At 39.3% G+C, this 24,245-nt stretch carries 22 protein-coding genes and 1 pseudogene; 14 read left to right on the top strand and 9 right to left on the bottom strand.

All coding sequences use genetic code 11. From position 1 onward, the window contains the following. The first annotated feature begins 48 nt into the window (after nt 1-48). Both leuS and PQO03_RS17535 read left to right on the top strand, forming a co-directional pair. On the top strand, nt 49-2,670 hold the full coding sequence (gene leuS, locus PQO03_RS17530) for a leucine--tRNA ligase (RefSeq protein ID WP_274152146.1): 2,622 nt from the start codon (nt 49-51) through the stop codon (nt 2,668-2,670). A 145-nt stretch (nt 2,671-2,815) separates the two neighbouring features. Beyond that, nucleotides 2,816-3,781: a DUF3500 domain-containing protein gene (locus tag PQO03_RS17535; RefSeq protein ID WP_274152148.1), complete on the top strand. Its 966-nt coding sequence runs from the start codon at nt 2,816-2,818 to the stop codon at nt 3,779-3,781. 94 nt (nt 3,782-3,875) lie between these two features. Here PQO03_RS17535 and PQO03_RS17540 read toward each other — a convergent pair whose 3' ends face one another. The 3 genes from PQO03_RS17540 to PQO03_RS17550 form a co-directional block, all read right to left on the bottom strand. Then, on the bottom strand, nt 3,876-4,844 hold the full coding sequence (locus PQO03_RS17540; protein ID WP_274152149.1) for a lysophospholipid acyltransferase family protein: 969 nt from the start codon (nt 4,842-4,844) through the stop codon (nt 3,876-3,878). Nucleotides 4,845-4,849: 5 nt separating this feature from the next. After that, nucleotides 4,850-5,299 carry a 23S rRNA (pseudouridine(1915)-N(3))-methyltransferase RlmH gene (locus tag PQO03_RS17545; protein WP_274152150.1) on the bottom strand — a complete coding sequence of 150 codons (450 nt, stop codon included), beginning with the start codon at nt 5,297-5,299 and terminating at the stop codon, nt 4,850-4,852. Nucleotides 5,300-5,408: 109 nt separating this feature from the next. After that, on the bottom strand, nt 5,409-5,789 hold the full coding sequence (locus tag PQO03_RS17550) for a hypothetical protein (protein ID WP_274152151.1): 381 nt from the start codon (nt 5,787-5,789) through the stop codon (nt 5,409-5,411). Nucleotides 5,790-5,957: 168 nt separating this feature from the next. On the opposite strand from PQO03_RS17550, the gene PQO03_RS17555 reads away from it, so the two are divergent. The 9 genes and pseudogenes from PQO03_RS17555 to PQO03_RS17595 all read left to right on the top strand — a co-directional run bounded on the left by PQO03_RS17555 (nt 5,958) and on the right by PQO03_RS17595 (nt 13,866). Further along, nucleotides 5,958-6,695 carry a helix-turn-helix domain-containing protein gene (locus PQO03_RS17555; RefSeq protein ID WP_274152152.1) on the top strand — a complete coding sequence of 246 codons (738 nt, stop codon included), beginning with the start codon at nt 5,958-5,960 and terminating at the stop codon, nt 6,693-6,695. A 213-nt stretch (nt 6,696-6,908) separates the two neighbouring features. Continuing rightward, nucleotides 6,909-8,186 (top strand): Gfo/Idh/MocA family protein, encoded by a 1,278-nt coding sequence (locus PQO03_RS17560; protein WP_274152153.1) that lies wholly within the window; start codon nt 6,909-6,911, stop codon nt 8,184-8,186. A gap of 8 nt (nt 8,187-8,194) precedes the next feature. Beyond that, nucleotides 8,195-9,055 (top strand): sugar phosphate isomerase/epimerase family protein, encoded by an 861-nt coding sequence (locus tag PQO03_RS17565; protein ID WP_274152154.1) that lies wholly within the window; start codon nt 8,195-8,197, stop codon nt 9,053-9,055. Nucleotides 9,056-9,080: 25 nt separating this feature from the next. Next, a complete protein-coding gene (locus PQO03_RS17570; RefSeq protein ID WP_274152155.1) occupies nt 9,081-9,854 on the top strand; it encodes an endonuclease/exonuclease/phosphatase family protein in 774 nt (257 codons plus the stop codon). A gap of 102 nt (nt 9,855-9,956) precedes the next feature. Next, nucleotides 9,957-10,928, top strand: coding sequence for an FAD:protein FMN transferase (locus PQO03_RS17575; RefSeq protein WP_274152156.1), 972 nt, complete (start codon nt 9,957-9,959; stop codon nt 10,926-10,928). A 12-nt stretch (nt 10,929-10,940) separates the two neighbouring features. Next, nucleotides 10,941-12,380 (top strand): SUMF1/EgtB/PvdO family nonheme iron enzyme, encoded by a 1,440-nt coding sequence (locus tag PQO03_RS17580; protein WP_274152157.1) that lies wholly within the window; start codon nt 10,941-10,943, stop codon nt 12,378-12,380. Between the two features lie 430 nt (nt 12,381-12,810). Further along, on the top strand, nt 12,811-13,197 hold the full coding sequence (locus PQO03_RS17585) for a hypothetical protein (protein ID WP_274152158.1): 387 nt from the start codon (nt 12,811-12,813) through the stop codon (nt 13,195-13,197). A gap of 68 nt (nt 13,198-13,265) precedes the next feature. Continuing rightward, nucleotides 13,266-13,421 (top strand): annotated as a pseudogene (locus PQO03_RS17590) (type II secretion system protein); the annotation flags it as partial. A gap of 28 nt (nt 13,422-13,449) precedes the next feature. Continuing rightward, nucleotides 13,450-13,866, top strand: a complete 417-nt coding sequence (locus PQO03_RS17595) for a hypothetical protein (protein ID WP_274152159.1) — start codon at nt 13,450-13,452, stop codon at nt 13,864-13,866. 15 nt (nt 13,867-13,881) lie between these two features. Here the strand turns inward: PQO03_RS17595 and PQO03_RS17600 are convergent, their stop codons facing one another. Continuing rightward, nucleotides 13,882-15,327 (bottom strand): transposase, encoded by a 1,446-nt coding sequence (locus PQO03_RS17600; protein ID WP_274149473.1) that lies wholly within the window; start codon nt 15,325-15,327, stop codon nt 13,882-13,884. A gap of 112 nt (nt 15,328-15,439) precedes the next feature. Here PQO03_RS17600 and PQO03_RS17605 point away from each other — a divergent pair, with 112 nt between their 5' ends. Beyond that, nucleotides 15,440-15,586 (top strand): hypothetical protein, encoded by a 147-nt coding sequence (locus PQO03_RS17605; protein ID WP_274152160.1) that lies wholly within the window; start codon nt 15,440-15,442, stop codon nt 15,584-15,586. On the opposite strand, the gene PQO03_RS17610 is transcribed toward PQO03_RS17605, so the two are convergent. The 5 genes from PQO03_RS17610 to PQO03_RS17630 form a co-directional block, all read right to left on the bottom strand. After that, nucleotides 15,583-17,628 (bottom strand): serine/threonine-protein kinase, encoded by a 2,046-nt coding sequence (locus PQO03_RS17610; protein ID WP_274152161.1) that lies wholly within the window; start codon nt 17,626-17,628, stop codon nt 15,583-15,585. The genes PQO03_RS17605 and PQO03_RS17610 overlap by 4 nt on opposite strands. An 11-nt stretch (nt 17,629-17,639) precedes the next feature. Then, a complete protein-coding gene (locus PQO03_RS17615; RefSeq protein ID WP_274152162.1) occupies nt 17,640-18,245 on the bottom strand; it encodes an RNA polymerase sigma factor in 606 nt (201 codons plus the stop codon). Nucleotides 18,246-18,329: 84 nt separating this feature from the next. After that, nucleotides 18,330-19,601 (bottom strand): putative glycoside hydrolase, encoded by a 1,272-nt coding sequence (locus tag PQO03_RS17620; protein WP_274152163.1) that lies wholly within the window; start codon nt 19,599-19,601, stop codon nt 18,330-18,332. After that, a complete protein-coding gene (locus PQO03_RS17625) occupies nt 19,585-20,451 on the bottom strand; it encodes an alpha/beta hydrolase (RefSeq protein WP_274152164.1) in 867 nt (288 codons plus the stop codon). The genes PQO03_RS17620 and PQO03_RS17625 overlap by 17 nt, the downstream gene beginning before the upstream one ends. Nucleotides 20,452-20,688: 237 nt before the next feature. Next, a complete protein-coding gene (locus PQO03_RS17630; RefSeq protein WP_274152165.1) occupies nt 20,689-22,518 on the bottom strand; it encodes an alpha-L-fucosidase in 1,830 nt (609 codons plus the stop codon). A 273-nt stretch (nt 22,519-22,791) separates the two neighbouring features. Between PQO03_RS17630 and PQO03_RS17635 the strand changes: the two genes are divergently transcribed. Together PQO03_RS17635 and PQO03_RS17640 are read left to right on the top strand one after the other, a co-directional pair. Next, the gene (locus tag PQO03_RS17635; protein WP_274152166.1) at nt 22,792-23,796 is read left to right on the top strand and encodes an FIG domain-containing protein; all 1,005 of its coding nucleotides are present in this window, start codon (nt 22,792-22,794) and stop codon (nt 23,794-23,796) included. 40 nt (nt 23,797-23,836) lie between these two features. Beyond that, nucleotides 23,837-24,205 (top strand): DoxX-like family protein, encoded by a 369-nt coding sequence (locus tag PQO03_RS17640; protein WP_274152167.1) that lies wholly within the window; start codon nt 23,837-23,839, stop codon nt 24,203-24,205. Nucleotides 24,206-24,245 lie beyond the last annotated feature (40 nt).

Below are 24,245 nucleotides of genomic sequence, written 5' to 3' on the forward strand. Positions count from 1 at the left end.
ATAGATTTCTCGAAAATTTTTTAATACTTATTATACGAGAATCATACCATGTCTGAAATCATCAAAGATTACGATCACTTGGCCATCGAGAGCAAATGGCAAAAATACTGGCTCGACAACAAAACTTTCAAAGTTGAAAAAGACGATACTAAACCAAAGTTCTACGCTCTCGACATGTTTCCCTACCCCTCAGGATCGGGTCTCCACGTCGGCCATCCAGAAGGCTACACGGCTTCAGATATAATCTGCCGCTACAAGCGTCAAAAAGGTTTTAACGTTCTTCACCCCATGGGCTGGGATGCTTTTGGACTTCCTGCTGAACAGTACGCTATGAAGACTGGTGTGCATCCTTCTATCACCACCGAGAAAAACGTCAATAACTTCCGTCGTCAGATACAAGAGCTCGGTTTTTCCTATGATTGGGATCGTGAAATCAATACAACAGATGAAAAATACTACAAATGGACGCAATGGATTTTTCTCCAGCTCTATAAAAAGGGGCTCGCTAAAATTGACAATGTCGATGTCAACTGGTGCCCTAGCACACGCACTGTGCTTGCCAATGAAGAAGTCAACAACGGCATGGATGAAAAAGGCAATGCCGTAGAACGTAAGCCGATGAAGCAATGGGTTTTCAAAATCACTGAATATGCTGAGCAACTTCTCGACGGCCTCGATGACCTCGACTGGCCTGAAGGCATCAAAGAAATGCAGCGTAACTGGATTGGCAAATCAATTGGCGCAGAAGTCGACTTCACAGTTGACAAGCACAATGATAAAATCCGCGTTTACACTACTCGTCCAGACACCCTCTTCGGTGCTACTTATATGGTTCTCGCTCCAGAGCACGCGCTCGTTTCCAAAATCACCACAAGTGACCAGAAAGAAGAAATAGACGCTTACGTCACAAGAGCTCGTAATATGTCCGAGCAAGATCGCGCTGAAAACAAAGAAAAAACCGGCGTTCATACTGGCGCTTACGCTATCAACCCAGTGAATGGCGAAAAGTTAGCTATTTGGATTTCTGACTATGTTCTCTCGAGCTACGGAACTGGTGCTATCATGTCGGTCCCTGCTCACGATGAGCGTGACTTCGAATTTGCTCAAGCTTTCGACCTCCCCATCAAATGCATTATCTCTCCAAACCCCAAAGAAGCTAAATACGAGAATGTCGACGTTGACGCCGCGCTCGCTGGAAAAGCTTGCTGGACTGGCAATGGCGAACTCATCAACTCCGCCAACGAAGATGGCCTAGATCTCAATGGCCTCGAAGTTAAAGATTCCAAGCGCCAAGCTACTGATTGGCTCGTTAGCAAAGACCTCGGCGAAGAAAAAACTAATTACCGCCTCCGCGACTGGATTTTCTCACGTCAGCGTTACTGGGGCGAGCCCTTCCCTATCGTGCACATGGAAGATGGCTCTATCAAAACTCTTGAAAACGAACTCCCCGTTCGTCTTCCTCAAATGGAAAACATCCATCCCTCCGAGACAGGTGAATCACCACTTGCCAACGCCACTGAATGGCTTGATTACACATGCCCTGACACAGGCATGAAAGGTCGTCGTGAAACAAACACTATGCCACAATGGGCTGGCTCATGCTGGTACTACCTGCGTTATATAGATGCAGGCAATACCGAAGCTGCTTTCGATCCGGAGATCGAAAAATATTGGATGCCTGTCGACCTCTATATTGGTGGTGCTGAACACGCTGTCCTTCACCTTCTCTACGCACGCTTCTGGCACAAAGTACTCTTCGACCTAGGCATCACCTCGGTCAAAGAACCTTTCCAAAAGCTTTTCAACCAAGGTATGATCCTCGCTGTTTCTTATAAAAACAAAGCTGGCTTCTGGGTTGATACGACTCTCGTCGTGGATGAAAATAAACAGCCTGTTCCTAGCAATATGGAGCTTGATTCTTCACGTAAATATTTCCATAAGGAAACCGGTGAAGAGCTTGAGCAAATGGCCGGAAAAATGTCCAAGTCACTCAACAACGTCGTCAATCCCGATGAAATCGTAAAAGACTTCGGTGCTGATTCACTTCGTCTTTACGAGATGTTTATGGGTGCTCTTGCTGATTCCAAACTCTGGATTACCAGCAGTATTAATGGCATCAACAAATTTCTCACTCGCTGTCACAAACTTGTCGTTAATGAAGATGGTGAACTCAAGTCTACTATCACCGACAATGCTGAACTGAGCAAAGAAGCGCGTCGTACCCTTCACCAAACTATCAAAAAGATTGGCGATGACATCGAAAACTTCGGTTTTAATACGGCCATTTCTCAGATGATGATCTTCATCAATGAATTCAGTAAGCTCAAAACTGTTCCCAAGTCGGCGATTGAAGATTTCGTCACCATTCTTTCACCTTTCGCTCCTCACCTTGCCGAAGAGTTGTGGGAAAAGCTCGGTCACAACGGTACTATCGCTTATGTTCAATGGCCTGAATACAAAGAAGAATACCTCAAACTTAGCGAAGTAGAAATCCTCGTTCAAGTACTTGGTAAGCCAGTGAAAAAAATGATGGTTGCTGCTGATGCAGATGCCAAACAGTTAGAAGAAATAGCTCTTGCTGACGAAGATGTAAAAGCTCGCATCGAAGGTAAGACAGTTCGTAAAATCGTCGCAGTTCCAGGACGCTTAGTGAATATCGTCGCGACCTAAGAGTACTTATCACATAAGTATCACGAGGCCATAAGTTCACACTTATGGCCTTTTCTGTTAAAAAGGAGAGTTTTTTATTTATTTACTGTTACCCATACTCTTCTCCAAGCGTATACAGACTACATATAACCTAAGGGAGTCAGTCATGAAAAAAATATTTCTACTAAGTTTAATCGTATCTTCTAGCCTTTTCGGACATGGTTTTGATGAGTGGTATCAAGATTTAAACGAGAAACAAAAAGCCCTCGTCGGCAAAGAATTTAATTCCGCTGAAAGAACTCAGTGGCATTATATCCCTATAAAAAAACGTAAAGGTTTGTCGATTTCAGAAATGACTCAAGAACAAAGCGATGAAATGTTTCATATCATGGCACATGTTTTTTCTGAACAAGGTATTAAGAAAGTAAAAGCCGTTATTGAAATGGAAAAAATTCTTCGTGAAGTTGAAGGAGAAAAACGCGACCCTAAAAATTTCTATTTCACTTTATTTGGCAAAGTTAATGAGGGTAAATGGGGCTTTAGTTTTGAAGGCCATCATATCTCAGTAAACTTCACTTTTGAAGACAAAAAAATGATTAGTGGTACGCCGCTATTCTTTGGTGCGAACCCCGCAAAAATATTTAAAAACTCTAGCTCTACTCTTCGAGAAGGCGAACGTCCCCTAGCTTTTGCTGAAGACGCTGCTTTTGATATCGTGAAATCTTTCAATGAACAACAAAAAGTCCTTGCTCACAAAGACGAAACTACCATGCGAGACATGAAAGAAGCTAAGAATGCTTTCCCAGGTAAATATGATGACTTTGGTATCCACTGGAAGCAATTGAATCCAGGTCAACAACAAACCTTAGGAAATTTAATTCGTAAAGCCTATCTCGATGACCTCAATAGCCAATATGCTAGTCAGGCATGGAAAGAGATAGAAGACACTAAGGACAGCCTCCGTTTTGCCTATTATGGTGGAGTGGATTTACAGAGCCCACATCATTATAGAATTATTGGCAGTGATTTAGTCATCTTGCTTTTTAATACTCAGAACGGAACGCAAAACACGAAGGTTAATCACGTTCACCAAATCTGGCGCAGTCGTAAAAATGACTTTGGCGGCAAATAATAATATGATTTAGAGGCATGGGGAATTACTATTTCCCATACCCTCTAAGTTCTCTAGAAACAAGTGTCTCTAAACTAGATATAATTCAGCAACTTTATTCTGCATGCCTATCTAAGTCTGAGTAATAAGGGTACTTATCTTTATCCTCACTGGATATATATGAGGACCATCTTTTGTAAAACCAAATCCATTGGTCAGGACGCTTGCGAACAATACTCTCCATGTACTCCAATAGCTTAGCAGAATAAATTTCTTCAGAACCGCACTCTTTATAGTCAAAAGGCAAAGGATTATAAGAAATATAGAAGCCTTTTTTCGTCCTATGACACTCAACCATAAATACATCTGGATCAAATTTCTTAGCAAAAGTTGCTGGACTACGGCTAATCGTGGCATCTAAACTGAAATATTTCGCATAGACTCCACCTTGTTTTATTTTTGTACTCTGATCAACTAGCAAGCCTATCGTTTGCTTGTCTCGTAAACTCTTAATCAATGCTTTAACTGCACCTTTTTCGTGAGTGATTTTAGCTCCCGTAGCAGTTCTTCCTTCGTACATGATTTGTTCGAGAACATTATTTTTTATTTGAGTTGCCACAGAAGTTAATGTTTCATTGGCAATCGTGTAATGACTTTGGCCAATTACTTCCCAGTTGCCCATATGCATTGTGAGTAGAATACAGGGCTTCTTATCTTTATTAGCCGCTCTTCTCTCTTTAAAAAAGCTCATGCTAGCCTCATCCCACTCTATGTATTTTTCCACTTGTTTCTCACGTCCTTTGAACCAAAGAAATTCAATAAATACATTAAATAAACCTCCCATCGACCTAATCGCTATTTCACGAGATTCTTTCGTCTCCATATCAGGAAAGGCTACATCAAGATTGGCATGAATTAATTTTTTGATACTGGGTACTTGGTAGGCCATAAAACCTAAACTCGAACCTACACTTCTCGCCCATTTCAAGGGTAAACATTTAACGACAGCCATTAAACCATAGATAGCCATGATTTCTAAAGGCCCTTGTATCTTCTTTCTTATCTTCTTAATTTTTTTAGCCATAATAATTACACGTGATGATAGGGTGTGCCCTTTTGAATTGATAACATACGATAAAGTTGCTCGACAAAAAAGACTCTAATCATTTCATGAGTGAAAGTCATTTTTGATAAGCTCAACTTATAATCTGCGCGATTGTATTCTTCTTGGCTAAAGCCATAAGCACTACCCACTGCAAAAACTAGTTTTCCCGAGCAGTGGTGTGCAACTTTCTCCAACCAATTAGCTCCTTCTACAGAAGTGAAATCGAGACCTTTTTCATCTAATAAAATGAGGATATCCCTTGAGCTAATAGCTTGGATTATTTTGCTTTCTTTCCGTTTACCTGCTGATATATCAGGCAGTTCTTTATAGGATAAATTCGCATAAGGTTTTAATCTTTTTAAATACTTATCAATCCCTGCTTGGATCCACTTTTCTTTGGTTTTTCCAATAACAAAAAACTCTATTCTTAGCATATAAATAAACTCCAAAATAATCTTCAATAACTCTACATCTAAAGATATATCTTTCTTGTTTATTAATTGATTTTTCTATGATTATTTCACCAAGAAAAGGCTTCAACATTTAAAATGTTATTTTGTGCTGCTCGCAAAGCCATCTATATGCTTTATCACGATCTTTAAATATTTGTAAATCCCACTTCTCTTTACGTGGGATTTTCGCGAGTAACTGAGTACTCAATTCTGAGATACGAGTATAAGAAACCACTGATAAAAAATTTAATTCTTTCAAGTTAAGCAGCTGTAGCTGAGCTTCAAAACTATAGGTGTATGAATGAATTTTATTAACTAACAAAGAAAACGGCGCTCTTAAATTATCTAATAAAAAAGCATGGTACTGATTGATCATATCTAAACTAAGCTCAACACCTTCATTTATGATCACTTCAGCCATATCCTCATGGAGGATTATTATTTTACCAAAATGTAGTTTATGTACCTTCATCGACTTCACCTTAAATAATCTGCTTTCTTAATATATAACTCAAAGCTACTGTACTCAAGAGGGCGATCTTCATATTAAAGGATAATTATTCTACCACAAAGTCGAAATATAAATTGTACTTTTTAATCAATTGACTAAATTATTTAAACTCAAAATAGATATCAAAATATGAATACACTACAAGAAGATTTTCTCAAGCGCCTAGGCAACCACAATCGTCTCGACCTTTTACTTAGTCAATCCATGGGCGTTTACTTTTTCATCAAAGATACCGCAGGCCGTGTTATGATGGCAAATAAACTTACCTACGTACGCTGTGGTTTTAAATCAGAAGATGAAATAATTGGAAAAACTGATTACGACCTTTTTGAATTTGACCTCGCCGATAAGTACCATAAAGATGAGCAGGCCATCATACAAAAAGGAGAAGCCGTTTTTCACATGGCTGAACTAGCTCCTAATAAAGATGGAATTATTGATTGCTACTTCTCCAATAAAATGCCCGTACACGATCTAGAAGGTAATATTATTGGTGTTGCGAGTACGACATCCAGTCATGATTATATGAAGAAAATGCTAGGTGGATATTTAACCATTTCTCCTGCATTGGAATTTGTTAGAGATAACTTCAGAACAAATATAAGTATCCCTGAACTCGCTGAAAGTCTCAATATGACCCAGCGTAAATTTGGTGAAATTTTCAAAGAAGTATTAACCGTCACTCCACAGACTTACATTATAAAAATGCGCATTCACTATGCCTGTGTCGATCTCATTAACACAAAAAAAGCTTTAAAGAAAATTGCTGAAGATGTCGGCTTCTATGACCACAGTACATTTATTCGACAATTCTCTAAGCACGTTGGGATGCTACCTACTAAATATCGTAATTCTCATAAAAAATAGAACTATATACAGATCACTATAAGCCCGAAGTTATTTCGGGCTTTTTTATGCTCAGAATACATGGACTCGGAGAAATAAATACATTTAAGCAAGTGATGAAATAGATTATTTTGCAAAAAAGTACAATTATTCTAACCTAGAATGGCTTGAAATAAGTAATTAGTCACTATATAATCAAAGTAGAATACAACCGTAACCACTAAGGAATCAACTATGCACTTATCACACAACCGTCGCAATTTCATGAAAGGTTCAGCTGCTCTTATGGCATCTTCAGTATCACTAAGCTCTGCACTTGCCGACACAAAACCATCGACAAAGACTCTCAAAGTTGCTCTAATTGGCTGTGGTGGTCGTGGCTCCGGTGCCGCTAGTCAAATCCTTAAAGCAGATAATAATATTGAATTAATTGCCCTCGCAGACGTATTCCCTGATAAAGTTGATGCCGCAAAAAAACGCTTTGCACGCTTAAAAGATAAAGCTCCCATCAAAGATGAATTCTGTTTCTCTGGCTTTGATGCTTATAAAAAAATCATGGAAATCCCCGAAGTCGACATTGTCCTTCTTACCACTCCTCCTCACTTTCGCCCGATGCACATCGAAGCCGCTGTAGATGCAGGCAAGCATGTTTTTGCAGAAAAACCCCTCGCTTGTGATCCTGCAGGACTAAAACGAGCGGCCGAAGCCATTCGTAAATGTGAAGAGAAAGGCCTCTACTTTCTCTGTGGTTTCTGCTACCGTTTTGACGGCGCTAAAGTCGAAACAATGAAGCAAATCAAAGAAGGCATAATCGGAGATATCACTAATATTCAAAGTTCCTATAATGCAGGAGGTCTATGGCACAAAGGTCGTAAAGACACTTGGACTGATATGGAATGGCAAATGCGTAATTGGCTATATTTCACTTGGCTCTCCGGCGATCATATTGTGGAGCAAGCAATCCATGGCATTGATAAAATGCAGTGGCTCACTGGCGATGCTGATATTAAATCAGTCAACAGTATCGGCGGTCGTCAATCAAGAACAGATGCAAAATTCGGGGATATATTCGATCACTTCTCAGTACAATATGAATTCGACAATGGCATCATCGGTAACTTTACTTGTCGCCAACAATCTGGTACCGATCGTTATGTGGGTGATGTCGCTTATGGAACCAAAGGCAAAGTAGACTTTCAGCGCGGACGTATCTACAATCAAAAAGGAGAACAAATCTGGGCCGTAAAAGGTAAATTTGAACAAATGCATCAGCACGAGCAACGAGTTTTAGTTGAACATATTCGAGCGGGGAAATACTTTAATAATGGTAAAGAATCAATCAAAAGCTGTGGCTTAGGAATCTTGGGCCGCATGTCGGGTTATACAGGCAAAAAACTAACTTGGGATAAACTCATGAATTCTAAAGAAGATTTAAGTCCTTCTGCTTATAGTTTTGATACTCCCATTTCTGTTCCGCCAGTTGCCCAACCCGGCATCACTAAATTCGTATAGGTCTGAATATGAAAAAATCATTACTTGTATTTTTATGTACGCTTTTGTCATTTTCACTTTTTTCTGAAGACAAATTACAGATTAAATTCGCCCTGAAATACGGCATGATCAAAACTAAGGCTTCCGTATTAGATAAATTTAAATTAGTTAAAGAACTGGGTTATGATGGCATTGAAGTTAATGGCCCCTCAAATAATCGAGAGGCTTTTAAAGCGGCTAGTGAAGCATCTGGCCTACCTATTCATGGCGTCGTTTGTAGTACACACTGGAAGCTCCAATTATCTGATCCTGACGAATCCATAAGAGCAAAAGGCCTGGAGGGTTTTAAACAGGCTATTCGAGATGCTAAATTCTATGGTGCAAGTTCTGTACTCTTAGTTCCCGCTAAAGTCCGCAAAGGTGTGACTTTCGAAGAATGTTGGGAAAGAAGTATTATCGAAATCAAAAAAGCCTTACCTCTAGCAAAAGAATTAGGCATTAATATTCTTTTAGAGAATGTTTGGAATGATTTCCTTACCACTCCTGAAGACACACTCAAATATATTAATGAGCTCAATTCAGATTTAGTCGGTTCGTATTTTGATATTGGTAACACCGTACGTTACAACCCCCCTGCTTCATGGCCTCCTGTCCTCGGAAATAAAATCATGAAACTTGATGTGAAACCTTATGTAAAACAGCCTAAAGGTCAAAATCTTTACAAAGGCTTTCAAGCTAAAATTGGTCAAGACGATAACGATTGGCCTGCAGTATGCAAAGCTTTAAAAGCGATCAATTATTCGGGCTGGGCAACGGCCGAAGTGGGTGGTGGTGATAAAGAACGCTTAGCAGAAATCCTTGCCAATATGCAAAAAGTTTTCAGCCACTAAAACAGCCGATTGCGAGATTTCATTCATGATACGATTTTTACTTTTTATTTTAGCTATAAGCTCTTTGATTTCCTGCGCTTCAAAGAACACTCATAATAAAGAACTAACAATCGTATCTTATAACATCCGCCATGGCCAAGGCATGGATGGTCTCGTTGATATAAAACGAACGGCAACAGTGCTTGAGCTTCTAGACGCGGATCTCATTGCACTTCAAGAAGTCGATAAATTCTGTCCACGTAGTGGAAACATCCATATTGCAAAAGAGCTTGCTAAGCTATTAGGAATGGAATTCCATTTTGAAAAGTTCATGGATTATCAAGGAGGCGAATATGGCATGGCAGTACTTTCTCGTTTCCCGATTGAAAAAACAATCCGTCATCAACTGCCTAAAGGCACTGAACCACGTTGTGCTCTAGAAATCCAAGTAAAAGTACCTGCAATTAACAATCTGCTATCCTTTATATGTATCCATAATGAGTGGCGTAAGGGCGATGCTCGCAAAGCTCAAGTCAAAACATTACTAGATGCCATTAATCACTATCATCACCCCACTATCTTAGCAGGTGATTTTAATGCTACACCTGATGATCCTTCAATAGCTTTATTAAAAAATACATCTTGGCTGATCATGAATAAATCTGGTGAAAAAACCTATCCTAGTCACAAGCCAGAAAAAGAGATTGATTTCATCATGAGTCGAAACTTAAACGATAAATCCGCTTCTCATTTCGTGGTCAATGAACAAGTAGCATCTGATCACCGGCCCATTGTCGCTGAAATACACTTTGAAAAATAAGACGATTTATTCCAAATTTACTTAAGCTTATGAGCAAGATTCCTTTTTTATTGCGAATTGACTTTATATATTGACTAAATTTATTATAACTGGGAACTCTCTATGAGAAAAACGATTTTATTACTACTACTTGTTTTTTTATCGAGTCCCCTTTTCTCTCAAGACTTAAAATCCTATAGCTTCACTGAAAAAATCATGGCTTGCGACTTCCGCATCCTCATTTATGCTCATAACTCAAATCATGCTGAAGATAGCGCAAACAAAGCTTTTGCCAAAATTTCGGCCATCAATCTCATTTGCAGTGATTACATTACTCAAAGCGAGGTAAGTCAATTATCCACAAGTCATAATACCTGGACTTCCCTTAGTGATGATTTGTGGCGTATACTAAAATATTCACAAGACTTATCTAAGGAAAGCAAAGGCGCTTTTGACATCACCTGTGGTCCCCTTACAGTTCAATGGCGTAAAGCACGTTATCAAAATAAACTTCCCGATCCAAACGCAATTACTCGCTTATTGAAAAGATGTGGCTACCAAAAACTTGAACTCAATCAAGACCATCAATCCGCACGCTTAAATACGCCCTTCATGAAAATAGATTTAGGTGCCATTGCCAAAGGTTATGCCGCCGATCAAGCCATGCTAACCCTTCAGAAAAACGGTATTAAACACGCCATGATCGATGCTTCAGGTGATTTACTTATGAGTGCCCACCCCACGGCTAAATGGAAAGTCTACTTAAAAAATGGCAGTGATCATCAGTCTAAAAACTATATCGAGATAAAGGAAGGTGCCGTTGCCACCTCTGGTAGCTCAATCCAAAACTTGAGTTCCGATAAGAAACTATATTCACATATCATTGATCCACGAACGGGTATGGCCATCACTCATAATAATCAAGTAACGGTTATCTCAACTTCAGCAATCGAAGCAGATGCTCTTGCTTCTACTTTATCCGTATTGCCCGCAGCTCAAGGTTTAAAATTGCTCCAAAACAAACTAAATTGCTCGGCACTCATTCATAATCATGACTCAATCAAAAAATCTAAAAATTTCCCTACACTCTATTAACAAGGACCTTATATGTATCTCAAAAAATTCTTAAGTCTAAATGCTATTGCCATTGCTAGTGCATTTGCTAGTGATTACCAAAAAGATATCAAACCCATTTTTGATAAGCATTGTATTATCTGTCACGGTGCTACTGCAAGTGCCGGAGGCTACCAGCTTCATACAAAATACAAAGCTTTTGCGAAAGGCGCAAATGGTGTTCGCATTGTTCCTGGCAAAGCTGATTTAAGTTCAGTCTACACCATGTGTACACTCGATAAATCAAATCCAAAAACTATGCCTCCCGCTGTCATGCCTCGCTTAAGTCAAAATGAGCTCACTTCCCTAAAAAACTGGATTAATGAAGGCGCTATATGGCCTAATGCCACAAAACAAAAATCAGCATTCGTGAAGACGCTTTCCTCTGCCAGTGGCGAACGAGAAATCACTTCTGCTAGCCAACTTTATAAAGCTCTTAACTTCGATAAAAAAGCGGGACAAGCTCTTACCGCTGATAAGCCCTACACCGTCTACAAAGGTGCTGAATATGAATTCACAATGATGCCCATCCCCGCGGGAAAATACAAACGTGGCTCAGATCAAGGTGACGAGAGTCCCGTCAAAGAAATCGCAATAGCTTCTTTTTGGATGGGAAAGCATGAAGTCACCTGGGCAGAATATGAATCATGGCAATTTGACCTCGATATCGAACGTCGCACAGCAGACAATTTCACCATGAATAATCTCGATAAAAATGCGGATATCGTTTCCCGCCCTACTGGCCCTTACTTAGATATGAGTTTTGGCATGGGCAAAGAAAAACGTCCCGTCATCTGCATGACTCAGTTAGCCGCAAAAGCTTACTGTATGTGGTTAAGTGCCAAGACCGGAGATTTCTATCGTCTGCCTACTGAAGCTGAATGGGAATACGCCTGCCGTGCAGGAAGTACTAGTGCCTACTCCTTTGGTGATGACGCTTCCAAATTAGGCGATTACGCTTGGTTTGCGGACAACGCAAATGAGTCCTATCAGCCCATTGGACAAAAGAAAGCCAATGCCTGGGGATTACATGACATGCATGGCAATGTTTCTGAATGGGTACTCGATAGCTTCGATCCCGATTTTTACGCCAATTCACCCTCTGAAAACCCTGTGAATCTAGCTCCAGAGACTCCCGAAGACAACCCTTTTGAAGAGACTGAATTCTGGCCTAATAAAATCTATGACCGTATTGTTCGCGGTGGCTCTTACATCAATGATGCCGATGAACTACGCTCAGCAAAGCGTTTTATATCTGAGCCTGATTGGAAAATCCAAGATCCTCAAATCCCCAAATCTGTATGGTATCATACCGATGCAGTTTTTGTCGGCTTCCGCGTCGTACGTGCCGGAACCATCCCCAAACTAGAAGATCTTCACAAATACTGGCCCACTGATGCCGAAATCAAAGCCATCCCAAAACGCGGAGAATAAATCAATCTAATAATCCATTATAAAAATGCTACGGAGCATTTTTGTAATGGATTAAATAGATTTAAAATTCTCAAAAATCAGATACCTAGCTAAACAATTTTACTTTAAATTGTGCGCTTTGTATATCTTTCGTTTAAACGATGTACCGGTATTTTAATATCAAGACATACGCGTAACAACTACCTGAATCCGTGAGCTGGCTTGGGAATAATCTCGTAGAGATTTTATTTTCAGAACTTTACAACTTTTTACAGGAATACCCGTAGGTCTTTTGAAAAAAGTTGTAAGTCAATGAAGGTGAAAGACCAATATGATTAACTTAATGTAGCTCACGGATTCAGGAACTAGTCTAGGCTCCCTTAAACTCCTTAACTTCATTGATAAATCGGTTTCTCTTACAATCCCTAAGAGCTCGGATTTTTATGCCCTTATGCTCTGTACTCAAGCTCCTACAAAAAAAGATAAACTTTACGAGTTTATCTTCAAATTCAAAGGCACTGGCCAAGGACCTGTAACACTTACCCACCAAAATTTTCCATCAGTCTTTGAAACAAAAATACCCTCTACAGATTCGATTGTTAACTTAGGCATCTTACAAAAGTTCGAAGTTAAAAAGCAATGGCAAAAAGCTATCTGTACTTTCAAAGCAAAAGAGAACCCCTCCAAAACTTTGACCGAAGTTTTGATTTTTATGGTGGGGAGTTACCAAGGTGAGTTAAAGATTAAGAACTTATCTCTAAAGGAAATAAATGGCGTCAAATCACCACTCCCTCCCATAGGAACCATAGAAATTAAAAACATTATAATAAACATATAACTCTTGTAACACTCGATTCATAAGCAAGTTAAGTATTGTAATTATTAATAATATCGTGAGGATAAGCCATGAAAAAATTTACATTAATTGAACTACTCGTGGTAGTTGCTATTATTGGAATTCTTGCTTCTTTACTCATGCCTAGCCTTAGTCGAGCCCGAGGCGAAGCACGAGCCGCGGTATGTAAAAATAATCTCAAACAAGCTGGTCTTGCGCTTTATATGTAATGCGAGCGATAATAATGATGCCTTAATGACTAATGTTCATTATAACACGATATCCGATAAATATGTCTTAGGCAATGCTTTAGAAGGCGCCTTGCACGAAGTCAACAATGGTAACTCTGGGTATGTAGAAGAGTACCTTGGTGATTCCGATGATGCTTATTTCTGTCCTGCATCGGATTTATCTGATACCATAGGAGATGACATGGGCCAAATATGGACCACTCGACCTGGAACCTATTCTTATTTTATTCCTTGGCAGTATGGTACCAGAACATATTCTGAAAACTATGCCTTTATCCCCGAAAATGCCGGAGGTGATTCCGCTGTAGGTCTTGGCGAACTTAAGCGGCACCCAATACTCACTGACCCCGTAATGAATCAGTCTGCTTGGTTTGCTGAATGGGATAATAGCACGACCCAAATCCATAAAAAAACTGGCTAGATGCACTCCGACATTCTATGCGGCGACCTCAATCTCTATTTGACATAATAACTGGCAGATCCTTTCCAAGTTGAATCCTATGGCGCTTATGAGAGTTTCTTGACGAACCCTCTTTAAGCCACAAACGGTAAATCGCTCAAGGTTGTGATAGTTCTTCAGCTTTGAAATACCTGCTTCGGAAATTGATCGGATATTTCTCGCAAGTTGGTAGTTTTCACTCTCATAAATATCTTCTCCTAAGAGCTTCTTTCCCTTTGAGCCACTAACACTGACTAATGTCGCCCCTTTTTCGATGGCATCATCTAAATTGGCGGCAGAGCTATATCCGTCATCCACACTGATCATCATTGCGGTCTCGCCCGTCATCTTTTTATTTTCATCAAGGCAATTACTGAAGGCCTTGCTGTCACTAGTATTTCCAGATTCTAGGGTGAATGATGTCAGAAAACCATTGGCACTAAAGGCGAAATTTGGTCGGTAGCCAAATACGGTTTCTCGACCACCCTTTTTAATAAATGCTGCATCATTATCACTCATGCTGTAAATTTTCCGTGCCGTCTTCGTATCGTAGTCCTTAGGAGCCATGTTGAAGCGATGTTCAACCATCAAAACTTTATCTATGAAGCGAGATAGACATTCGTCAATCATCAGAACTTTGGCACTTTCACAGTGTTGTTTAATTTGAGGAAGAGTCTTCTCCAGGCGAATAATAAATTTTCGGCACCTCGGTAAAAGTTCTTGCGTATAAAACTTTTGCCTCATTTTTCTTGCTCCTTTTTTTCCTTTAAGCATAGAGATCTCGAAATCCAGTTTACTCATATAATCACAGTAATTTTGCAGGCGTTTGAGAGGGATCTTTCTGCGCTCAACACAGGGAAGCTGATCATGAACGTCACTGATATTTTTCATCATTTTACAACTAAGGTTCTTTAGTAATTGACTATCGACAGGCCACGCTGAATCGGCCTTAATGGCTGTAGAATCAATAATCACTGCTGAAAAATCATCCAGGCCACACTCCTTAACGCAGTTCAAAATAGCTTGATGAAAAAGATTAAGGGTCTTCTCAGAAAGAGCAGAGACTTGTTCATGAATCGTATTGCGTGAAGGGAAGCTTCCTATGCCCAAGCGCCCAATAAACTGCTGCAAGGAACTATTCTCACATAGCATACTATAGCCTCGTTCACCGTAACAATTATCATAAAAGTGACGGGCTATGAACAACGCCACCACCAATTCAGCTGGGGGGTGTTTTTGGGTAGAGCTGTTTTTAAACTCGCGGTTTCTAGTGGCGGCTCTATCTTTACTCAACTGAAGTTGATCATCTTCAATTGCCTTTTTGATCTCTTGAAATTCAGGACGAAGTATGATTTGCCCCGCAATCTTCAATGGTCCGCATAAAATTCCTATAGTTTGCCGTAATTCCTCGATGAAATATTCGGGAAAAAGAGTATCGTACATTGAAAGTCCCACTTGCTGTTATTGTCGGTGTAAGCTACTACAATATAGGCGATTAAGTGGGATTTTTTATTGGAAATTATAACTTTAAGCTATTTTTTAATAGCACTTGAGAATGATCTGTCGGAGTGCATCTGGCTATAAAATACCTGTACTCATGGATGATCACAGCGTCTGTATGGGCAATGGTGCTCTCTGGGCTGGAAATCAAATTAACTGGGGAGATGGTAGCGCTACTCAGTTTATTTTATCCCTCGATTAATCTACTTCGATGACTTTTACTGTTTTGGGTAAAACATGATAAGCTAAAGGTGAAAACTGCCCTTTGTGGACAATTAATTCTTGTAGATAATTGAGCTTTAACACCGTTTGAATACCTTTGATTTGGGTATGACTTATATTGAGTTTACGAATGGAGAAATCTTCAAGAGGGGTCAAATTACTAACTCCCGTATGGGATAAATTCAAGTCTATCAAATCAGCATTTTCTAAGCTATGCAACTCGTAAATCTCTGTATGAGATACATCCAAATATTTCAGCTTTTGTCCACGAAAACAAATAAAATTCGGAATTTTAGTATTGGAAAAGTCAGCACTCTCTGCGGGAAAATTTTGGAAACACAAAGCAACCTCCAGTTGTAAATTCCCAGACAAATCAAGATGTCGAGATTGCTTATCAAAATAAAATTTTAAGGGTTCCATAGGGTAATTATGTAGAATGACTGCCTCTTTGCAAAAAGCGATGCGTTCTTCTACAGTGAGATCTGAGTAAATTTTATAGTGAATAAGATTCGCAAATTGACGAAAAAGCTGCCGATCTCTCAGGGTCTTTACTAGATTCAAATAATCTTCAGCATTTAAAGGTTTTGAATCATCGTCTTTATACATTGCGTATTCCGCATTCACTTTTGCTAAGGGGCTTTTATCATCTGCTTTTTCAAAAGCTTCTTGGGCGGCTTTAAATTCTTGCCGAATAAAATGGATATTAGCTTTAAGTTTCCAAGCTTCTATTAGAGTTTCATCTAACTCCACCGCACTGCTACAAAAGTTTAAGGCATCATCAAACACATAAGTTTTATAGGACGTTTGTGCTCGTTCAAAAAATTTCGGCGCGGCTCCACGGTTGATACGCATGTGGTATTCTTTTTCAATGCGGAGTTTTTCAGCCACTTCTTTGGCATTGCTTTCGGCTAATTTGAGATTAATAACAAACACAATCAGTAAACTCAATAATAAGCAAAAAGCGATGAGTGAAATAGCACTTAAAGTTCTATTGCGTTTGACCCAGAAATGCAAGGATTTCATCAACGAGGCATTTTCTGCCTCAGTGGTAAAACCATTAATGAAATCTCTTACTTCCCCCTGTAAATCTTTAATTGAAGTATAACGATCTGATATTTTTTTCGAGAGTGCTTTTATACAAACCGCCTCTAATGAATAAGGCACCGTATTCGTCTTCATTCGCGATGGAGGAATAAAATCGGCTTCCACTGTTCTGTGTAAAATTGTTTCTAGGTCTTTGCCTGTAAAAGCTTTCTCATAAGTCAATAAAGTATAGAGTACCGCACCAAGAGAAAATATATCGGTATGCTTACCTTTGCGTTCTTTGATGAGTCCCGTTTGCTCGGGTGCCATATAACCTGGACTGCCCTTCACTACTCCATCTAAAGTCATTTCTTCAAAGTCAGTCTCTGTGGTAGAGCAGACTTCTAAGAGTGGCTCTTCACATTCCGCTGGAATAATATCCGCTAAGCCCCAATCACATAAAACCACATCACCATATTCACTCACACGAATATTGTCAGGTTTTAGATCCAAATGCAATATCCCTTTGGAATGTGCATAAGCTACCGCATCACATACTTTTAAAAAAAGCTCCAGTCTTTCGGCTAAATTATTAAATCGACTTTCTGTTCCAGTTTTTAATTCTTGAACAATTTCTTTAAGTGATTGGCCTTCAATAAACTTCATGGTAAACCATGGTTCATTATTTGTAAGACCTACATCATACACAGGAACTATATTAGGGTGCTGTAAGGCGGCATTTATGCGGGCTTCGCGAATAAAGGTTTCCTTGCGGTCGGAACCTACACTTGGCTTCATAGTTGCCATTGCCACACGACGTCCTGTCCTTTGATCCAAACAAGTTCTTATCTGCTTAAGTCCACCCTCACGATAAAAGTCAAAATCACTGTAGCGCTCTCCACCACGTCTGAGGGCCTCTTCCAAAGGTCTCTCCTCTGGAGTGAATGCCTCTTCAAAAAGCTGGCCAAAATTCTTATTGAACTTATCTTCTTTACGCATCTGAATTAAACTCAGCCGCCCAATTCTTGATTGAGTCTAATGATTTCCTTATGCATGGCTTTACGAACGCGCATTTTGTAGACGCGAACACTACTTTCGGAGACGCCAAATTTCTCAGCCAAAACAGCATTATTCTCTTCATCTAAGGATGCTTCAAACACCTCTTTAGCCAATTTAGGGAATTGCTCCTGGAGATTTTCCCAAGCCAAATTAGAGATGTAAGACTGCCATTCTTTTTCAGCCATCTGATCAATTTCAGAATCTGTGATTAGATCTAAACTCTCTAATAGGCTATCATAGCTCACATTCAAACGGCTATTACGGCTCGATTTAAGTTTAAAAAAACTATAGACTTTATTCCTAATCACGACACATAGCCATGTTCTGAATCGACATTTTTCGCGATCATAACTGTAATTAGGTAAGGCTTTCCATATCTTGAGTAAAATTTCTTGAAGGATATCCTTACTGTCTTCTAGGCCTACACCTAGATTTCTAATGACAACGTAAATATAGCCTTCATAGTAACGAACAAAATCATCCCATGAATGATCATCATCCTGATTTTTTTGCAGTTTCTGCAAAAGGGTAACACGCGTCTGCTGATCATCTGACATATATTGGCCTCTGATTTTCTTTAAAATCGACTCTCGACTCAGAATTTCCACTTTTATCTTCGAGCTACGACCATTATTTCTAACTTAAAACCACTGAAGTCGCGCTTTTTGCTGACTTATATCCACTTCAACTTTGAGATGCTCAAATTCACGAGTATAAACATATCCTGCTTTGATTGCAGGTCCTTTGGGTGGCCCTAAAGCTTTTTTATACTCAGGAAAATCTTTTAACCAAACCTTACTTTTACTGCTACCATCCGGGTTTCTATTCATATCATAACCATCATGAATGTAGACATAGCTATATTTTTCTGCACAAATCAAAAAGAGCGCCATACAGTATTCGAACCTTTCTTGAACTCCATTAAGTGCCTTCACATCCTTACGCGAATCATCAATGCCCAATTTATCTCCAGCTTGCTCTCCAAGCCCAAGGGTCATGGCAATGATTTTCCCCGAACGAGCTGCTTTTTGTACCGCTTCAATGCCCTGGGCTAAATAATCTTCACGGCTCATACCAGCGATAGGTTTCTCGAAATTTTCCAAATACGACCCATCAAAATAATTCATATAACTCAAGCCGCTATCTTTGAAACGCGCTCGAATGATATTGGCAATCATCAATTTATCTTCACCAATTGCTGACTTAGTTTTTTCCATCATCAGACGATAGCCTTCGACAATCTCCTCTTTCTGATCGACACTTAGATCCTTCTTTAAATATTTCGGCTCAAGAACCTTTATATTACCATCGAGAAAAAGTCCGTCAATTGCGGGATTCGCAAGTACTTTTGTGACATTGGTCACCCACCACGAACGAAGATCAGGATTGGCTAAATCGTAAGCTTCCACTGTTTTTCGAACCAGTTTTTTTTCTCCCTTTTGGCCCCGTAAAAAAGGACGCTTAACCAAAGCAAGTTTTTTATCGTCTTCATAAAAAGGGTAATGAACAAATACATTACGATAATAAAGGACTTTAGAGTTGGGACTAAGTTTTTTAATTGCCTCTGCAGCACGGATGCTGCCTTCTTCAGTGCTTTTGTAGCTGCGCATACCCGTTGTTTTCTCTAAGCAAATCAAGGGAAATGTACTAAGGTATTGAATTTCTCTTTCATCAAAAGCTTCAGCTTTACGGACGTGCATATACAAAGGTAAAGTATCCCAAGTAAACTCGGGCATTTTGGATGGCTTATCAATTGGCTCATTTTGAGCTTCATGATTTACTATTCCTTTTGGCTCATTTTGAGCTTCATGATTTACTAGCTCTTGAGGCTTAGAATTAATTTCCTGAGGCGAGTCACATGACGTGTAAATCAAGCATGCTAACACCACCGCAAACTTAAGGATAGTACGCACTATCTACCTCATTTATAGCTTTGACATTCTTCGGGTATTTCACAGTCGCTTTTCCCGTGAGTATTCCTTGTTTTACTAAAAAATCATCCGCCAGTTTTATGGACCAATAGAAAAATGGATTATGGGGGTTACGACCATTACAAAAGCCATGTTTTCCTTTTTTCCCAATATAGAGTTCCGTTTGATTCCCTTCCTCTTTCATAGATTTATGAAAATCCACCATTTCTTCTAGGGGAATTGCCGGATCTTTTCCACCTGCAAATATAATCATCGGAGGTAAATCTTTCACAACATTAGACGTGGGTGAAAGTTCCTTGGCACATTTAAACCAGGGATTATAAAGTATTATAGCTTGGGGTTTCGCGGAAATCGCAAGATCATACTCACTATCATTAACTTTGGGAATCATACCCGTAGACGCAGCTAATTGTCCCCCTGCTGAACCTCCTGCAACGACTACTTTATTCACATCTATTTTTAGTTTTTTGGCATTCTCTCGTAAATAACGTAATGCTGACTTAGCGTCCTTCATGCATTCCAAAGGAACCTCTACATTATCGCGATCTTTAAGTCGATAAGATACCGAGACGGCCACCATACCACGACTCGCCCAATATTTGCAATCAGCATAATGCATATTCGGATCCCCTACTCTCCAGGAACCACCGTGAAAAATCACTATCGTGGGGAAGTTTTTCTCTTGCTTGTAATCACTAGGTAAAAACACCGATAATTTAAGTTCTTTTCCTTCCACTTTTTTATATGTCCAAAACGCATCTGGACTAGGATTATTCACTTTCGCAAATAGGCCTGAAGAAATCAAAAACATCACAAAAAACAATTTATTCATATTCGGTATTTTCCTTGAGAAATTTTATAACTTTAATCATGCCATAAGAGATGAACTTTATAGGTAAAAAGTAATATCTGATAATCATTCAAAAAATACTGTGTTCAAACTTCGATGCAATCACTACTTATATAAAACCGGCTACTAAACCGAAGTCCTAAGTATCTGTATTACGGCTACTACGATTCAGCTAGGCAAAAAAAAGCCGCACTCAAAATTGAGTGCGGCTTAGAAGAATTACTTGTAGGCTTTTAGTTCAAGCGCTTTTAAATTAAAGCCCTTCCAATCACCTTTCTTAGTTTTGAAAACCACTTTTTGGTTTCCAGCTTTATCAAATTCAACGACACCTAAACGCAGAGTTCTCACACGTGGTAAAAGTCCACGTCCAAACATACGCTTCGATGGCATGCGATCACCTGTATCTAAAGCTTGAATCGTCATCGCTGTTTTACCCGCTATAACTTCGAATTCACTATAGTCCGCTTTGTCATCACATGAATAAGTCATTTCCAAAGCGTATTTACCTGGTTTACGGATATTTACATCCCAAGTTGCTTCACTTGTAGGAGTCCATTTCTTGATCATTTCAGCATGCTTCCACTCACCAAATTTCTCCATCCAGCGCAACTGAACAATCTCACAGTCTTTCTGTTCTGAAAATAATGAGAATAAGTTTGCAGGTGTTTCACCATCAAAAGCCAAAGCATGATCAACTTTAAGCTCACCTTCTATTTTCAACTGAACAACTGGAATCATTCCATCAGGCTTCACTCTCGGAATACTGATTACTGTCCAATCACCCTCACGAGTTACTTTGACTTTACCTTTAATATTAAGTAATGCCGCACCAGAAATTTTATTGCTTAAACCTGGAAGATAAATTTTGCCACTTGCTGGCCAATCAAAAACGTGTAGGTAGAGGTTACCATGATTGACTGTAACATCACCCCATGGGAAAGCTTTGTGCCAAGGAGAGGCTTCTGCACCGTAAATTGTTCCGGCATGATTTTTAATCCACTGACCAGCGACGACTAACTCTTCACTTGCACCTTTAGGAATTGAACCATCACCGCGAGGACCAATATTAAGCATATAAGTTCCGCCACGAGCGACAACTGAAATTACATTCTGAGCTATCTGTTCGCCACTTTTCCAGTTTTGATCATACCAAGCATAGGACCATGAATTATTCGTTGTATCAACACATTCCCAAAGGCCACCGACATTCTCTGGTGGAATTTCCATATCACCAAGTGATGAATAATCACCTACGCCATTACCGATACGACTATTAATAAGGCAACGTGGCTGATGTTTTCTAACTAAGTTTACGAGTGCCATCGAATCTTCTTTGGTCATTTTACCCGGAGTATCAAACCATAAAACCGCGAGATCACCATACTGAGTCACTAGCTCTTTAACTTGTGGCTCACATTTCTCTTTAAAATATTTTGCAAAATTAGCTTCTTTAGGCTTAAAATCCCAACCATTACCAAAGGCATCTTTCTCATTCCAGTCTTGGTACTGAGAATAATAGAAACCAAAACCTATACCTTGTTTACGACATTCATCGGCTAATTCTTTCAATGGATCACGACCGAAAGGACTCGCATCTTTGATATTATACTTAGAAGCTTTTGATGCGTACATCGCAAAACCATCGTGATGTTTTGCAGTGATAACAATATATTTCATTCCACTTTGCTTAGCTAAAGTAACCCAAGTCTTCGCATCAAATTTGACAGGATTAAAATCTTTGGCTAAGGCTCTATAATCATCGACTGAAATTCCAGCTAAATGCTTATTCATAATCCATTCGCCAATACCGAAATGAGTCTTACCTTTCCAATCACCCGCTAAACCGGAATAAAGTCCCCAGTGAATGAACATAGCATATTTAGCTTCTTTGAACCAGGCTCCGCGTTCTCCTGCATCCAACTCAAGACGTTCGCCCCATAGTTTGTCCATATCTGTATCGACAATTTCATTGGGTAGCGCATTAGCGACCTGTAAACTCATCATTGCGGTCATCGCAATTTTTGATGTGTATGATAAAAAACGTTTCATAGTTTATCCTAATTTATATTTAATTTTCATGTATCATTAACAAACAATTTATTTTGCCAAGTGTTACATTCAAAGGTGAGAAATCTTTAAAAAAAGTAAAAAAATTCCACAAAGAGCCCTCTCCTCCAAGAAATCTTAGTATTACATTATAAAAACTTAAGTATTTAACTATAGCCTTATCCAATTACTGTAAGGAATGATTTTTAAGTACTCATACTGATTATAAGTCTTAAATAATACGATTCTTAACATATTAAAGAAAGAAACCTGCATATGAATTGGAATGAAGTTAGAAATTTTCTTTTAAATTTAGGCGAAGCTATTGCTGATTATGCCCATAAAAAAATATGTAGTGAAAATTTTAGCTCACTAAGTTCTGTTCACAGCATAAGCAATAGCGATACCATTTATCAGATCGATAGCTATGCCGAAGAAGTCATTGTCAGAGTTCTTGAACAACAAGCCCACAAATTTGGTGGCATTGTCTTAATTGCTGAGGGTATCGGAGAAGACGAAATCACTTCTTATCCGAATAAAAAAGCTTTTGAAGACTGTCAAGTCCGCATCATCATGGATCCCATCGATGGAACTCGCGGCCTCATGTACGACAAACGCTCGGCCTTCTTTCTTGCGGGCGTCGCAAAAAACCTTGGCTCAAATACTAGCTTGACTGATATTTTCACCTCCGTTATGGTCGAGATCCCCACGAGTAAAATGATTTATGGCGATAGTCTAAGTGCGCTTAAAGACGAAGGTCTATCTGGCTACCGTAGAAATATACTCACTCAAGAAAAACAAAATCTTGAACTGGCCCCCTCACAAGAAACTCACCTTCGTGGTGGCTTTGCTCAAATTTCCAGATTTTTTTCTCCAGGTAGAACTGAATTAGCTCAAATTGAAGAAGAACTTATCGACACCCTCTATCCCGATGCTCAAGACGGCGAGATCCTCAATTTTGAAGATCAGTATATCTCCACTGGCGGACAACTTTATGAAATGATCATGGGTAAAGACCGCTTTATTGCCGATATTCGCCCCGCTCTATATAATAGTATGAAACACCTACGCAAAGGCCATGTTTGTCATCCTTATGATATGGCATCATTACTCATTGTCGAAGAAGCCGGTATTATTATTACAGATATCCACGGCCAAACTCTTAATGCTCCAATGAATACCCAAGATCCCATCAATTGGATTGCCTATGCTAACAAAGAAATTCATAAAGAAGTTTCATCCGTATTTCACTGTATTTTAGAAAAACATGGCTTAAAATAAAAACTCCCTCACCCAAGTTCAACAATAACAGGAAGACCCAATGAATCAGAAAGCTATCTACCGCTGTTCCAGAATCAGCTTAGCACTCATTTTCTTATATCATGGAATTGTACCCAAACTCATTTTCAAAAGTGAACAAGAAGTTTTGATGAATAATACCTTCATGCCCTTCCTTGAAAAAAACATGGCTTTAATGAGCTCTGGTATTATGGAAACCATTTACGGTTTTGCACTTCTCATTTTTTTCCACAAAGCCAAACTCGTGTATCCCGCTATATTTTTCACCTTTTTTGCGACCATCGCCATTCTCATTCAAATTCCCAGCTTAATGACTCACGCTTTTAACCCCTTCTCCACTAACCTTGCGGTATGTGCCCTCGCTTACATCTGCTTACTTTCAAAAAAATAGATGAAAAATCGCAAGATTTGTTGAGAATCAGTGAATCCAC

Origin of the sequence: Lentisphaera profundi, from assembly GCF_028728065.1 — a bacterium.
Classification (GTDB): Bacteria; Verrucomicrobiota; Lentisphaeria; order Lentisphaerales; family Lentisphaeraceae; genus Lentisphaera; species Lentisphaera profundi.